The following is a 12782-nucleotide window of genomic DNA, read 5'->3' as shown; positions in this document are numbered from 1 at the left end:
ACCTTTAAGCGGGAGGGTTTACCCTTTGTTGGAGTGAGATTCTGCTTTGCCAGTCGGCAGGTCATAAGTGACGTCACCTCCGGGCTCGAGCTTGCCGCCTTCTCCTTCATTCCAGTGCTTGACCTTGACCTTGCTGTAGGCAACGGCAAGGCTTTCAAAAGGTGTGGCTCCGTCCGATGCGCTGAGGCTGTAATTGACAATGCGGCCATGGGTGAGCTGAATCTGCAAGTAGACCTGGGCACCCTGACCGGAGCGATCTGGTTTGGTGACAATAATGTCGATGGTGTCGCCTTCATCGCCAGGCACGTAAAGGTGGGAAAGAATATTTTCCGAGGCGCCATCCAGCTCCTTGCTGACGGTAATCTCGTTCATGGCGATCATGCCTGAGTCCCGGTTCATGCCATTACCAATGTCCATTGTGACAGCACGGGTAGCCCCCCAGCTGAATGACCGGATGGCAAACCAGCCTTTGCCACCGACATTGTCACCTCCGGAATATTCGGCTGTGGCTTCACCTTTGCTCTGGGCATCGCCCAGCTTCATATACATATTGGCCATATCCAAAAACCCTCTGACTGCTTGTGTTATTTCCTAACAGGGTGCCGAATGCCCTGATTCATCCAGGTGCCAGCCGGCCGGATAATCTGATGGCACTGAGTGTCAGCTCAGGTCATCCAGGTTACTGATGCCTAACCCTTCAAGACTGACAGAGGAGGTAGATGCCTCTGAACTGTCTGAAGGGCTGGGGAACCTGTTGGGTACTTCAACAGATTCCTCTGTAATGATTGGCTGTTGGGGGCTCTCTTGTTCTTCATTGATAGCCGTGGCTTTTGGAACCGGACTGGGTGCAGCAGGTGCTGGTGATTTGAATTGTTGGGGGTCCGGAGTTCCAGGAATCATCGCTTTTTCGGTCAGGTTCATGCCGGTCAGCTCAGTAATTCTGTTCAAATACTGATCGTTTCCCTGCAGCAGCTCATTCATCAGCTGTGGTAAAGGGGTATAGCCCCAGCGAATGGCTTTTTCCAGAATGTACGACACAGGGCTCTGAGGTTCTGTCTGCTGAAAAAAGTCGGCCAGCATTCTGAGCTGGTGGAATGCCTGATCCCTGTTAAAGCCCTCTTCGCTGAAATGAAATGCTGACGTCGTTTGTCCGGTTGACTGTTCTGTAGTTGTATTTGTGGTTTCTGGCTGGTCATTACTTCTGGTTACCGTAGGGGAGGCTGCCGTCACTTCAGATTGAGCCAAAGGCCAGGGAGTTATAGCGTCACCCACCAGGTCTTTGAGTGCTGAAAGGTTGTTGTCCAGTTGTTTTCTCAGGTATTCACTTGAGGGGGCAGGCATTGAGTAAGCTTTGAAAAGCTCTGTCAGGGTCCCATCCAGTTCATCCAGTGTTGCTGTTATCTGCTGAATGCCTTTTATTCTCTCAACAACGATAGCTTTCTCAGTGCCAAGAGTTGCAATGGAGATTTCTTTCAGTTCAGGAAGGCTTGAACGTTCACGCTGATATCGGGAGAAGTCAATGTCACCCACCAGGGGCTGCATGCATAAAGGTGGAATCAGAGGGCAGGTCGTATCGGACTCACCGAGCAATCGTTGCATGGTTTTGTAATGGTGCTCGGCCCGTTCTGTTTCCGGGTTTTCCGTTTGCAGCTTGTTGTCGGGTAACCAGGGTTGAATAGCTGGCCAAAAGGTTTTCAGGGATTGATTAATCAACTTCAGGGCTACTGTCAGCCTGGTGTACGGAGTTTCTGTGAACATTTGCGCGATGGCCAGCCAGGACATGCACTCCAGATCCCGTGATTGGTTTTTCAGACAATCCAGAAGAAGACTTTCAAGTTCCTTCCAGTTTTCACTGTTGATGATTTTCAGGTCATCCAGCTCATCCGGGTCAGGATTCATGGACAGTTTGTGAAAACTGGTCTGGGCAATGTTGTAGGCATTGCGCAATGATCGATAGAGGGGCTTGTTACCTTTCAGGTACTCACCGGCGGGAGCCTCTTCAGATAAGGGGGTGAGATAAGCATCGAAGTGCTCTTCAGACAGTGGACCTTGCATTGTGATCAGTCTGGACTTCTTTCAATGTGGTATTGGGAAAAGCCTTGAGCCTGATATGTTTTTGGAGTCACGGTCAGGCTCGATCAAAAAAGGTTAGTTGCAGCCTTCAGTTTTAGCCAGTATCAGAACCCCTTTGTTGGAGGACTATGGATGGCTATTGGAAGAATATTTATAACTTCTATTTACATTTGTTATGTCGTTCAGGATCTGTCTCGAAATGACTCCGCGATTTACATACGGAATCCGCTCACCCTGAGACTTGTCGATGAGGGGCTTCGAAAAGTCTCAGAGTGAACGGGTTTTGAGAAGGGTTTAACAAGGTAGTTTATTTCAGAATAGTTCTTAGCTGCTGGGTAAAAATCAGGCAACAGTTGTCATGTTGCTTGGCGGCTAAAACAACTAACCTGCTTCCAGAGAAGTCAGGCCGAAAATTCTTGCGTAGTCCATTTCAGGTTCATAACCGTTGTACATTCTGATGGTCTCGAAGTCGGTTTTATCCCCTAAGGACTGGAAGAGTTTCACTCCCTGTTCATTGGGTTCCGGTATGTCACAAAATGCAGGCGCCCCTTGAGTTTCAGAGAGCAATGTCAGCAGGATTTCTTTGGCGATATCAGGCGTGTCAGCAAAGAGAGGGCCTATCTTAAAGCCTTCAATGCATGGACGCATTACGCCATAACCCTGAATGGTTTGATCTTTCAATGAGCAGTAGCCAATGGCATCTTTCTGAGTGAGCCAAGCCTTCAGGTAAGCTTTACGACGACAAGGAAACAGGCCCTGTTGTTCGTAATCCAGTAACTCGATCAGGGTGATGTCTTTCAGGGCGGTCAGTTTTGCTCCAGACGGCTTCAGTGATTTTTTGAAGCAAAAGCGGAACGATTGATGGGCGGCACGAAATCCTGTTCTTCGATAGGTAGGGCATTGTTCTATTACTCCATCCAGAGCAATATTTCTGTGACCGGCCAGGTGCAGGCGATGACGAGTCATCTCAAACCCCAGACCTTTCTCCCTGAAGTCCGGATGAACGATATAAAGACCGAAATAGGCAAAACGGTGACTGTGATTGAATACTCCGGAAACTCCCGCCAGTCTGTCTCCCTGTTTAATGCCGAGCAGGGCTCCATGGCCATGGGCAGCCTTGTAAAACGTTGAAGCATCCTGCAGGCCCGGATTCCAGCCTTGCTGTCTGACCCAGTCAAACATAGCCACGGTATCTTCTTCTTTCAGGGTAATGACTTCTGGACGTTTTTTCATAGGCACATTGTGTTCTCTTAGAGACAAGTGCTGAAAGCATAGTGTCAGCTAACGGCTTCTGCTCGTGGATGATTGACCGGACACTGCTTCATCCACTCTCTTGCCAGGGCTTCTCGGGTAATAAAGCTGACCTGTTGATGGGTTTGGACGTATTGAATGAACTGATGTATCGCTTCACTTCGACCCGGATGGCCGGAAATCCGGCTGTGCAGGCCAACAGACATGATACGGGTCTGTTGGCTGTTTTCATGATAAAGGCTGTTAAAGGTTGCCTTTAGGTGGTCAAGAAAACAGGAAGGGGATGTCCAGCCAGGGCTGGTGCCATAAAGGCAGTCGTTATTCACCAGGGTGTACGGGATTACGAGATGCTTTTTGTCATTAGAGGGTAACCACCAGGGGTAGTCTCCCGAGTAATCATCACTGTCATAGAGCAGACCTGCTTCTATAACCAGTCTGCGGGTATTAGGGCTTTTTCTGCCGGTATACCAGCCACTGGCTTTTTTGCCGGTATGAGCAAAGATGGTTGTCAGACACTTCCTGATGTCTGCAGCCTCATCCTCCGGTGTAAACAAGCGATAATCAATCCAGCGGTGGCCATGACCTGCGACTTCATGGGAACCCTCCCCAAGGGCTCTGGCAAAGGCAGGGTTTCGTTCAAGGGCAAGACCACAGGCAAACACAGTAACAGGGATGTTGAACATGTCGAACAGTCTCAACAGTCGCCAGCAACCTGATCTGGACCCATAGGAGAACAAGCTTTCGCTGGAATAATGTCGCTCACCCACCAGACACGGAAGTGCGGGAAAGCCTGACAGGTAATGTTCGGATGCCTGATCGCCGTCCAGAATATTGCGCTCACTGCCCTCTTCGTAATTCAGTACCAGATTAATCACCAGGCGACTGCCATCAGGCCACAGGAATTGTTCCGGTGTGTCGGAAATGCCGTTGAGGTTTCTCGGATAGTAGTCGCTCATAGCCCCAAACCTAGTGACTTAACGCAATTAGAGGCAGCATAGTCAAAACAGGGTTGCCAGTTGGGTTGCAATTCCTTAAAATTTGCGCCCCCTGTCTAACAATCTGGCTGAGAATCCGGGCGACGATCCATTTTGTCATGCTTTTGGGCTCTGTTTACAGAGTTTGACCAGAAGCCTATGCGGCGTTGCCCATCTGGAAGTGATGATCAGATAGACGTAGATAGTATTGAAAATTCCGGTCTGAGTACCCTGGTTCTATTCATTTGAATGGATCTCGATCTCGCCGGATGCCTTTGACAAAGAGGCTATTTAAGGATTTTCGGAGATTAATATGTACGCAGTTATCAAAACTGGCGGCAAGCAGTACCGTGTTGCTGAAGGCACAACCCTGAAGGTTGAAAAACTGGACGTAGCTGCAGGTGAGAGCCTGGACATCAGCGACGTTCTGCTGGTAGCTAACGGTGAAGACGTTAAAATTGGCGCTCCAGTTGTTGAAGGTGCCAAGGTTACTGCTGAAGTTGTAGCTCATGGTCGTGGTCCAAAGATCAAGATCATCAAGTTCAAGCGTCGTAAGCACCACCGCAAGCAGATGGGCCACCGTCAGTGGTTCACTGAGCTGAAGATTACCGGTATCGCTGGTTAATTTTTACTGAAAAGGCTGATGGGCTGGAAACGGTTCATTTAATACTTCTAAGGTCTGCATCTGGTGTGGTAGCCGGCTGTCGGACCGAGCTAAAAGGAGAGCAGCATGGCTCACAAAAAAGCTGGTGGTTCTACTCGTAACGGTCGCGATTCAGAAAGTAAACGCCTTGGCGTTAAGCGTTTCGGCGGTCAGGTCGTAAACGCTGGTAACATTCTGGTTCGTCAGCGTGGTACTAAGTTCCACGCCGGTGAAAACGTTGGTATTGGCAAGGATCACACCCTGTTCGCCAAAGCTGACGGCAAAGTTGTTTTTGAGGTTAAAGGTCCTCAGAAGCGTAAGTACGTTCGCATCGAAGCTGCGTAACAGTACTTCAGGTGTCACCCTTCGGGGCTGACGCCAAGGGAAAGCCCCGCTTTTTGGCGGGGCTTTCTTGTATATGCGTAAAGTGATTTGAGTGGTGTAGACTCCTCGGGTCAACCCGCAGATTACATAAAGTGCCGAGCTTCTCGCTCTGCTATTTTTTCGGCTGACACATTTTCTGGCATATTCATGCTTATTGAGTTGTGTGGTGCTGTTTCAAAATTATTAGCGACTTTATGTAATCTGCGGGTTCAGTGTCTGGAGATAAATACTTTTCTTTCGCTGCAGCATTGAGATAAGTGTTTATCTGCAGGCATTGGCCGTTTGGAGCCCGTGCTGCGGGAGGTTTTGAATGAAGTTTGTCGATGAAGCCACCATCAAGGTTCAGGCTGGCAAGGGTGGCAATGGCTGCCTGAGTTTCAGGCGTGAGAAGTACGTTGCCAAAGGGGGTCCCGACGGTGGCGATGGGGGCGACGGTGGCAGCATTTTTGTGGTTGCCGAGAACGACTTGAACACGCTGGTGGACTATCGCTATCAGCGCAGCTATCAGGCTGAAAGTGGTGAGTCTGGTCGTGGCCGTAACTGCTCTGGAGCCAAGGGGCAGGATCTTGAGCTACCCGTACCTGTGGGTACCACTGTGGTAGACGATGAAACAGAGGAGGTAATCGGTGATTTGACCCATGTGGGGCAGAAGCTGCTGGTGGCTCAGGGTGGCTGGCATGGTCTGGGTAACACCCGTTTCAAGTCCAGTGTTAACCGTGCTCCCCGACAGACAACCAATGGTTCCCTGGGTGAAGAGCGAGCTCTGAGACTTGAGCTTAAGGTGATTGCCGATGTGGGTCTGCTGGGTATGCCGAATGCCGGTAAATCCACCTTTATCCGTTCTGTTTCTCATGCCAAGCCAAAAGTAGCGGATTACCCCTTTACCACTCTGGTTCCCAATCTTGGTGTGGTCAGTGTGGAAAAGCATCGCAGCTTTGTGATTGCGGATATTCCGGGTTTGATTGAAGGGGCTGCAGAAGGTGCGGGTCTGGGGATTCGTTTTCTTAAACATTTGTCTCGTTGTCGTGTACTCCTGCATTTGGTCGATGTGGCGCCCTTCGATGAGAGCGATCCTGTGCAGGTGGCGAAAGCCATTGTGGATGAGCTGAAAAGTTTCAGTCCGGCTCTGGCTGAGCGTGAGCGTTGGCTGGTGCTGAATAAGCTCGACCTGTTGCCGGAAGATCAGCAGCAGGAAGTGTGTGATCGTGTGATAGCAGAACTGGGCTGGGAAGGTCCTGTCTACAAGATTTCTGCGATTTCCTCCCAGGGTACAGAAAAGCTGGCCCAGGATCTGATGACTTACATTGAAGAGCGTAATCTTCAGGAAAGCGAAGACGCTGAAATGGCGGCTCAGGAAGAAGAGGTTCGTCAGAAGCTGGAAGAGGAAGCTCGTGGTCGTATGCGTGAGCTGGCTGAAGAGAGAAAACAGCATCGTCTGGCCAGAAAAGCTGAAAAAGCGGCCAAAGACGATGATGATGATGACGACGATGATGATGATGTTGAGGTGTTTTACGCACCTTAAATAGGTAAGCGTGCTGGATGACTGCAGGAGAGCGGTATGAGTGAGCGTGGCAGGCTGAAAACAGCCCGGCGCTGGGTTGTCAAAATCGGCAGTGCCCTGTTAACCAATGAAGGGCGAGGCCTTGCAACTGACCAGATCGATGGCTGGGTTGAGCAGTTGTGTGAGCTTCGCAATCAGGGCATAGAGCTGGTGTTGGTTTCATCGGGAGCTGTGGCTGCAGGTATGGAAAAGCTTGGGCAAAAAGAGCGACCGACCGCTTTGAATGAGCTTCAGGCTGCTGCAGCCGTAGGGCAGACCCGGTTGGTTCAAACCTGGGAAACCAGCTTTCAAAGACGAAATGTCCAGCCAGCCCAGGTTTTGCTGACTCATGCCGATCACAGCAATCGCCAGCGTTACCTTAATGCCCGCAGTACCCTCAGAACTCTTCTCGATATGGGGGTTGTGCCTGTCGTCAATGAGAATGACACCGTTGTGACGGATGAGATTCGCTTCGGTGACAATGACACTTTGGGTGCGCTGGTAGCCAATCTGGTTGAAGCGGATGTTCTGGTTATTCTTACTGACCAGGATGGACTCTACACAGCAGACCCAAGAAAAGATCCGGCTGCCGAGCTGATGACTGAGGCTCGCGCTCAGGATTCGGCTCTGGATGCCATGGCCGGTGGAGGCAGTGGTCGTCTTGGTCGGGGAGGTATGCAGACCAAGCTCAGGGCTGCCCGCCAGGCTGCTGCCTCAGGTGCTGCGACAGTGATTGTTGGTGGCAAGATTGAGAATGTTATAAGCCGTTTGTATCAGCAAGAAGCGCTGGGAACGCTACTGACACCGGATCATGAGCGGATGGCTGCCCGCAAACAGTGGCTGCAGGGGCATATGCAAACCTCCGGTCAATTGGTGTTGGATGCTGGAGCTGTTGATGTTTTGCGTAATCAGGGAAAGAGTCTTTTGCCCGTAGGGGTGAAAGCTGTCAGCGGGAACTTCCTGCGGGGTGAGATGGTTGCCTGTGTTGATGAAGCCGGTAATGAGGTGGCACGGGGTCTGATCAATTACGGCTCGGGAGATGCCCGAAAAGTGATAGGTAAGCCCAGTCATCTGATGAGTGAGTTGCTGGGTTATTCTGGTGAGCCGGAGTTGTTGCACCGTGACAATATGGTGCTTGCCGGGTATTGATTCTGCAGTGGGATCAGATATGAGGCTTCATGATCTGATCCCGATTTTCATCTTAGCCGATTAACTTTTCTTCTTTTTCCACATAAATGTCACTGCCTTTCCTAAGTGCCCGCCTACCCAGCCAGCCTTTCCGGCAATCCATTGTGATTGTTTGGCTGCCCAGCCAATCAGGGCGAAATTGCTAACAACGACTTTCTTGCCGTAATAAGGCCAGTTCCTGGCACTGATGGCGCTGTAATTTTCATCGTATTTGAAAATGGGTATCCAGTCTTCCAGAGGAGAGCCTGTTACGTTTTCAAAGAGGATGTTAAAAGCGGCCTGACCAAATGAAACGCCCAGCGCTTGAGTTGTAGTCATGCCCAGGTACTTGGATGCGGCAATTTTCATGGAGTTGAATGTAAATGAAGCCACTGCAACCTGGCTGGTAAGAACAGCCCATGTAGTTGTTGCTACGGCATTGTAGTCTGCATCTGCGTCTTTAAGCTTCTGGTATTCTGCTTTTACAGAGTCTTTGGCATAACCTCCAGTATTCCAGTCGTCTTCGAAGTCGGCTCCCTGGTTTTGCTGGAAGAGCAGGCCTGCTTGAGCAGCAATACCAGCCGTGTTTAATGCCAGTACGGTGAGCGAATTCCAGACACCTGTTTGGTGGAATGAAATACCGATCCCAAGCCCCAGTAAATAGTAAATGGTGAATTCAGGCGCGCCGCTAACAGTGAATACCAAGGGGGGGAGAAGCAGGAGCATGCCTGTGTTCTTGCTCATGTAGCTACTCAGGCCGCCACTTGTGGCCGATTTCTGCTCAATAATAGAGCGTTTGAAAATATCTTTTGTATCCTCTGGAGATATGCTGCGGTAAGTAAACTCATAACCATCTCTGGATTTTAGGGGGTAGAGTTCCGTTTCTGCCCTTGCAAAGGCATTCGAGATATTCTGAAAAGTTTCCAGGTCGTTGTTGGTTGCAGCAAGATTGGGGTCAATTTTGACTTTATCCCTCATCTTTGAAAGTTCGCCTGTGCAGACGACCAATGGGAGTGTTGGGAAGTTTGAAACAGTCTCTTGCGCTATTGCGGCAGCCTTGACTGGGTTTATTTTGTAGTCAAATTTGGCTACCCCTATGTCGCTAATCATTTCAGAGGAGCTGCCTTTCAGGGCGCAAAAGACCAGGGTGCTCTGTTCGGGAATAGGTGTCGCATAAGAGAGTGATGTGGTGAGGCAGGTGAGAGTTAGTAAGAGTAGGGAATAAACAAACCGCATAGTCAAAATCCTCATTGAGAGGGGTAGGAAGAAACAATGCGGAAGTATAGTTGTGAATTTTAAGTTTCAATTTGTAAAGGTATAAAAAAAGCCGGTAAAAACCGGCTTTTTTTATCATGCCCTTGCCGTGCAAGGGCTGAACATTATGCAGACAGAGCTTTGATCTGTGCATTCAGACGGCTCTTATGACGAGCAGCCTTGTTCTTGTGGATGATACCTTTGTCGGCCATACGGTCGATTACGGGTACAGCCGCAGTGTATTCAGTTTTAGCCAGCTCAGCGTCTTTGGCTTCGATGGCGCGAACAACTTTCTTGATAGAAGTACGAACCATGGAACGCAGGGAAGCGTTGTGAGTACGACGCTGTTCAGCCTGACGGGCGCGCTTCTTGGCAGATGGTGAGTTAGCCATTTGTGGTGCTCCTAAGAATCTTAATTAACCGTTTGCACTGTTCTTAAACAGGGCTGCTTCGGGCACCCTGTTGTGAGTATGGAGTTTGCCGCGTCACCGGATCAAAACCCCCGGGCAAGGGTTTCACCAGTGCCATACCCATACAGTCAAGTCGCGGAATCATGCCTATTTGGACAGGGGTTGTCAATAAGGCTTCTTGACGTTATGGCGCGCAAACCCGCATCATGCTGTTAATGGCCCTGGCAACTGAGTAGTATTGCCGGTTTTTGATCGTTTGAGCGACCTGAATGTCCACAGAGAACTTTTCAGAGAGCCCGCCCCAAGGCGAGGATAAGGGCAAATCGCCCAGTTTGCTGAGATCGAGCCTGGTTGTGGGCATAATGACCATGCTGTCCCGGGTGCTGGGATTGGCTCGGGATGTGGTTATTGCTGGGTACTTTGGTTCCACTGCTTCCGCTGATGCTTTTTTTGTAGCCTTTAAAATTCCCAATTTTCTCCGTCGCCTGTTTGCCGAGGGGGCCTTCTCCCAGGCTTTTGTGCCTGTGTTATCGGAGTACCGAACCAAACGCAGCTTTGATGAAGTGCGTTATCTGGTCAGCCGGGTCAGTGGTACGCTGGCTGGGTTACTGCTATTGGTGACTCTGGTCTGCATGCTGGCTTCACCGATATTGATTCGGTTGTTTGCCCCCGGCTTTATGGAGTACCCCGAGAAGCTACTGCTGGCGGGAGAGATGCTGAGGATCACCTTTCCTTATCTGTTTCTGATCTCATTGACAGCTCTGGCAGGCTCTATTCTCAATAGTTATAACCGTTTTGCTGTACCCGCTTTCACTCCGGTTCTCTTGAATCTGAGCTTAATCTGCTCCACCCTGTTCCTGACCCCCTGGTTTGCTGAGCCTGTTATGGCTTTGGCCTGGGGGGTGGTGATTGCCGGTGTATCCCAGCTTTTATTGCAGATACCTTTTCTTCTGCAAATTCGTCTGCTGCCTGCTCCAAAGTGGGGCCATAAGCATGAAGGTGTCAGACGAATCATGAAGCTGATGATTCCAGCTCTGTTTGGGGTATCTGTCAGCCAAATCAACTTGTTGCTGGATACCGTGCTGGCCTCATTTCTGGAAACGGGCAGTGTATCCTGGCTGTATTATTCGGACCGTTTGTCAGAGTTGCCACTTGGCGTCTTTGGAATAGCTATTGCTACGGTTATTTTGCCCAGTCTTTCACGAAAGCATGCTGAAGACTCGGGCGATCAATTCTCCAAAACCCTGGACTGGGCCATACGTCTTGTATTGTTGATTGGTGTGCCTGCCGGGATAGCGTTGTTTATTCTTTCAGAACCTTTATTGGCGACTCTATTTGATTACGGTGAGATGCAGAACCGGGATGTGATTATGGCTGGGATGAGTCTGCGTGCATACTCTCTCGGTCTGATTGCTTTCATGATGATCAAGGTTCTGGCACCCGGTTACTTTGCCCGTCAGGATACCAAGACGCCGGTAAAAATCGCCATTATTGCTATGGTGGCCAATATGGTGTTAAACCTGATGCTGGTGTTCTGGCTGAAGCATGCTGGACTGGCGCTGGCCACTACCTTGTCCGCCTTCTTGAATGCAGGGTTATTGTTTTGGGGGTTAAAGCGTTCTGGCGTGTTTACCCCTGGATCTGGCTGGTTGTTATTCGGGGGACGTCTGGTTTTTGCCAATCTGGCTATGGCGGCATTACTGCTCTGGATGGCGGGTGATGTGAACTGGTGGCTGGATGCAACGCTCTGGCAGCGTGCCCTGGAAATGTCAAAAGTAGTGGGAGCAGGACTGGCTGTCTATGGAGTATCTCTACTGGTTGTTGGTGTCCGTCCAGCCCACTTCAAGCATTAAAGGCTAATATTGGGCAGGCAGTATCTCTGTCTGTCCTTCTTTCCGGTTGAAATATTACGAGCCGAAAATACATTGTCTTTAAAAAAGTGCGGTGATTTCATGGTCGTGGCTCTTAAGTCCAAAACGCTCCTGAGATATAATCCCTGCTTTTGCCAGCCTAACAGAGAATAAACCGCCCAATGCAGTTGATTCGCGGAATGCACAATATCAGACCAGAGCATCGCGCCTGTGTTGCGACCATTGGTAATTTTGATGGTGTTCATCTGGGGCACCGCACGATCCTGGAGACACTGCGGCAGCAAGCCTTTGAACTGGGCGTCAGGGTTTGTGTGATTACTTTTGAACCTCAGCCCCGGGAATATTTTCAGGGTGATCAGGCGCCTCCCAGGCTTTCAAACCTGAGAGAAAAGTTGACTCTTCTGGAGGAGGCCGGTGTTGATCAGGTGCTTTGTCTGCCTTTTAATCAGAAGCTGCAAAACCTGACACCGGACGAATTTGTTATGAAGGTGCTGGTTGATGGGCTGGATATACGCTATCTGATAGTAGGTGATGATTTCCGTTACGGGCTGAATCGTCAGGGCAATTTTGCTCATCTGCGTAAAATGGGCGATCAATTCGGGTTTGAAGTCTGCGATACCCGTACCGTTTCCATGGATATGGGCCGTATCAGCAGTACCCGGATTCGTGAATTGCTGGCTACTGTAGAACTTGAGGCGGCAGATAAACTGCTGGGACGTCCCTTTACCATGATGGGGCGTGTCATCAAGGGACAGCAACTGGGCAGGCAGTTAGGCTTTCCTACCGCAAATATTCGGGTATGTAGACGCACTTTGCCCATTCAGGGTGTATTTGCGGTCAGGGTCTGGCTGGATGGCAGAAGTCATGACGCGGTAGCCAATCTTGGGGTAAGACCTACAGTGAATGCTACCCGGGCGATGCTGGAGGTGCACCTGCTGGACTATCAGGGTGACCTTTATGGCCATACCTTGCGGGTTGAGTTTATTCACAAGATCCGCAGTGAGAAAAAATTTGAATCGCTGGATGCCCTCAAGGCAGCGATTGCTGACGATGTAGAAGCAGCAAAAAGCTTTTTTCATCAGTAGGCCACGCCTTAAGTCAGTGAGATTTGATAGATAAGGATTTTTAGCCGTTCTTTGGCTGAAAAAGGTTTCGGTGAAGATTTACCAGAGGTGTTGTTCCGTGAAACGACATTTCTGAAAACTGTTTGGGATG

12 protein-coding genes are annotated in these 12782 nt (G+C 50.0%); 6 read left to right on the top strand and 6 right to left on the bottom strand.

All coding sequences use genetic code 11. The features are described from left to right. Positions 1–18: 18 nt before the first annotated feature. From WG89_RS18400 to WG89_RS18385, 4 genes are all read right to left on the bottom strand, one after another. Positions 19–558 (bottom strand): Hcp family type VI secretion system effector, encoded by a 540-nt coding sequence (locus WG89_RS18400; protein ID WP_062268598.1) that lies wholly within the window; start codon positions 556–558, stop codon positions 19–21. Between the two features lie 102 nt (positions 559–660). Next, positions 661–2055 (bottom strand): type VI secretion system protein TssA, encoded by a 1395-nt coding sequence (locus WG89_RS18395; RefSeq protein ID WP_062268597.1) that lies wholly within the window; start codon positions 2053–2055, stop codon positions 661–663. Positions 2056–2454: 399 nt separating this feature from the next. Continuing rightward, positions 2455–3306 carry a GNAT family N-acetyltransferase gene (locus WG89_RS18390; protein ID WP_062268596.1) on the bottom strand — a complete coding sequence of 284 codons (852 nt, stop codon included), beginning with the start codon at positions 3304–3306 and terminating at the stop codon, positions 2455–2457. Between the two features lie 44 nt (positions 3307–3350). Then, positions 3351–4280 (bottom strand): polysaccharide deacetylase family protein, encoded by a 930-nt coding sequence (locus tag WG89_RS18385; protein ID WP_062268595.1) that lies wholly within the window; start codon positions 4278–4280, stop codon positions 3351–3353. Between the two features lie 331 nt (positions 4281–4611). Here WG89_RS18385 and rplU point away from each other — a divergent pair, with 331 nt between their 5' ends. The 4 genes from rplU to proB all read left to right on the top strand — a co-directional run bounded on the left by rplU (position 4612) and on the right by proB (position 8014). Then, complete coding sequence (gene rplU / locus WG89_RS18380) at positions 4612–4923, top strand: 50S ribosomal protein L21 (protein WP_062268594.1); 312 nt, start codon at positions 4612–4614, stop codon at positions 4921–4923. A 105-nt stretch (positions 4924–5028) separates the two neighbouring features. Continuing rightward, entirely contained in the window at positions 5029–5286 is a 258-nt protein-coding gene (rpmA, locus tag WG89_RS18375) for a 50S ribosomal protein L27 (RefSeq protein WP_062268593.1), read from the top strand. Between the two features lie 349 nt (positions 5287–5635). Continuing rightward, complete coding sequence (gene cgtA, locus WG89_RS18370; RefSeq protein WP_062268592.1) at positions 5636–6847, top strand: Obg family GTPase CgtA; 1212 nt, start codon at positions 5636–5638, stop codon at positions 6845–6847. Between the two features lie 36 nt (positions 6848–6883). Further along, a complete protein-coding gene (gene proB, locus WG89_RS18365; protein WP_062268591.1) occupies positions 6884–8014 on the top strand; it encodes a glutamate 5-kinase in 1131 nt (376 codons plus the stop codon). A gap of 60 nt (positions 8015–8074) precedes the next feature. Here the strand turns inward: proB and WG89_RS18360 are convergent, their stop codons facing one another. Further along, entirely contained in the window at positions 8075–9268 is a 1194-nt protein-coding gene (locus WG89_RS18360) for a hypothetical protein (RefSeq protein WP_153301675.1), read from the bottom strand. 143 nt (positions 9269–9411) lie between these two features. Then, the gene (gene rpsT, locus WG89_RS18355) at positions 9412–9678 is read right to left on the bottom strand and encodes a 30S ribosomal protein S20 (protein ID WP_062268589.1); all 267 of its coding nucleotides are present in this window, start codon (positions 9676–9678) and stop codon (positions 9412–9414) included. 380 nt (positions 9679–10058) lie between these two features. On the opposite strand from rpsT, the gene murJ reads away from it, so the two are divergent. Further along, the gene (gene murJ, locus WG89_RS18350) at positions 10059–11549 is read left to right on the top strand and encodes a murein biosynthesis integral membrane protein MurJ (RefSeq protein WP_062268588.1); all 1491 of its coding nucleotides are present in this window, start codon (positions 10059–10061) and stop codon (positions 11547–11549) included. 179 nt (positions 11550–11728) lie between these two features. Continuing rightward, positions 11729–12652: a bifunctional riboflavin kinase/FAD synthetase gene (gene ribF, locus WG89_RS18345; RefSeq protein ID WP_062268587.1), complete on the top strand. Its 924-nt coding sequence runs from the start codon at positions 11729–11731 to the stop codon at positions 12650–12652. The last annotated feature ends 130 nt before the right edge of the window (positions 12653–12782 follow it).

The sequence above is a fragment of the Endozoicomonas arenosclerae genome (genome assembly GCF_001562015.1).
Lineage (GTDB): Bacteria > Pseudomonadota > Gammaproteobacteria > Pseudomonadales > Endozoicomonadaceae > Endozoicomonas_A > Endozoicomonas_A arenosclerae.
This window is presented reverse-complemented; position numbering and strand designations above follow the sequence as displayed.

What these genes read in the sequence shown, in the direction of transcription:
- WG89_RS18400 (WP_062268598.1), bottom strand. Translation starts at nt 558, where the DNA reads ATGGCCAATATGTATATGAAGCTGGGCGATGCCCAGAGCAAAGGTGAA.
- WG89_RS18395 (WP_062268597.1), bottom strand. Translation starts at nt 2,055, where the DNA reads ATGCAAGGTCCACTGTCTGAAGAGCACTTCGATGCTTATCTCACCCCC.
- WG89_RS18390 (WP_062268596.1), bottom strand. Translation starts at nt 3,306, where the DNA reads ATGAAAAAACGTCCAGAAGTCATTACCCTGAAAGAAGAAGATACCGTG.
- WG89_RS18385 (WP_062268595.1), bottom strand. Translation starts at nt 4,280, where the DNA reads ATGAGCGACTACTATCCGAGAAACCTCAACGGCATTTCCGACACACCG.
- rplU (WP_062268594.1), top strand. Translation starts at nt 4,612, where the DNA reads ATGTACGCAGTTATCAAAACTGGCGGCAAGCAGTACCGTGTTGCTGAA.
- rpmA (WP_062268593.1), top strand. Translation starts at nt 5,029, where the DNA reads ATGGCTCACAAAAAAGCTGGTGGTTCTACTCGTAACGGTCGCGATTCA.
- cgtA (WP_062268592.1), top strand. Translation starts at nt 5,636, where the DNA reads ATGAAGTTTGTCGATGAAGCCACCATCAAGGTTCAGGCTGGCAAGGGT.
- proB (WP_062268591.1), top strand. Translation starts at nt 6,884, where the DNA reads ATGAGTGAGCGTGGCAGGCTGAAAACAGCCCGGCGCTGGGTTGTCAAA.
- WG89_RS18360 (WP_153301675.1), bottom strand. Translation starts at nt 9,268, where the DNA reads ATGCGGTTTGTTTATTCCCTACTCTTACTAACTCTCACCTGCCTCACC.
- rpsT (WP_062268589.1), bottom strand. Translation starts at nt 9,678, where the DNA reads ATGGCTAACTCACCATCTGCCAAGAAGCGCGCCCGTCAGGCTGAACAG.
- murJ (WP_062268588.1), top strand. Translation starts at nt 10,059, where the DNA reads ATGACCATGCTGTCCCGGGTGCTGGGATTGGCTCGGGATGTGGTTATT.
- ribF (WP_062268587.1), top strand. Translation starts at nt 11,729, where the DNA reads ATGCAGTTGATTCGCGGAATGCACAATATCAGACCAGAGCATCGCGCC.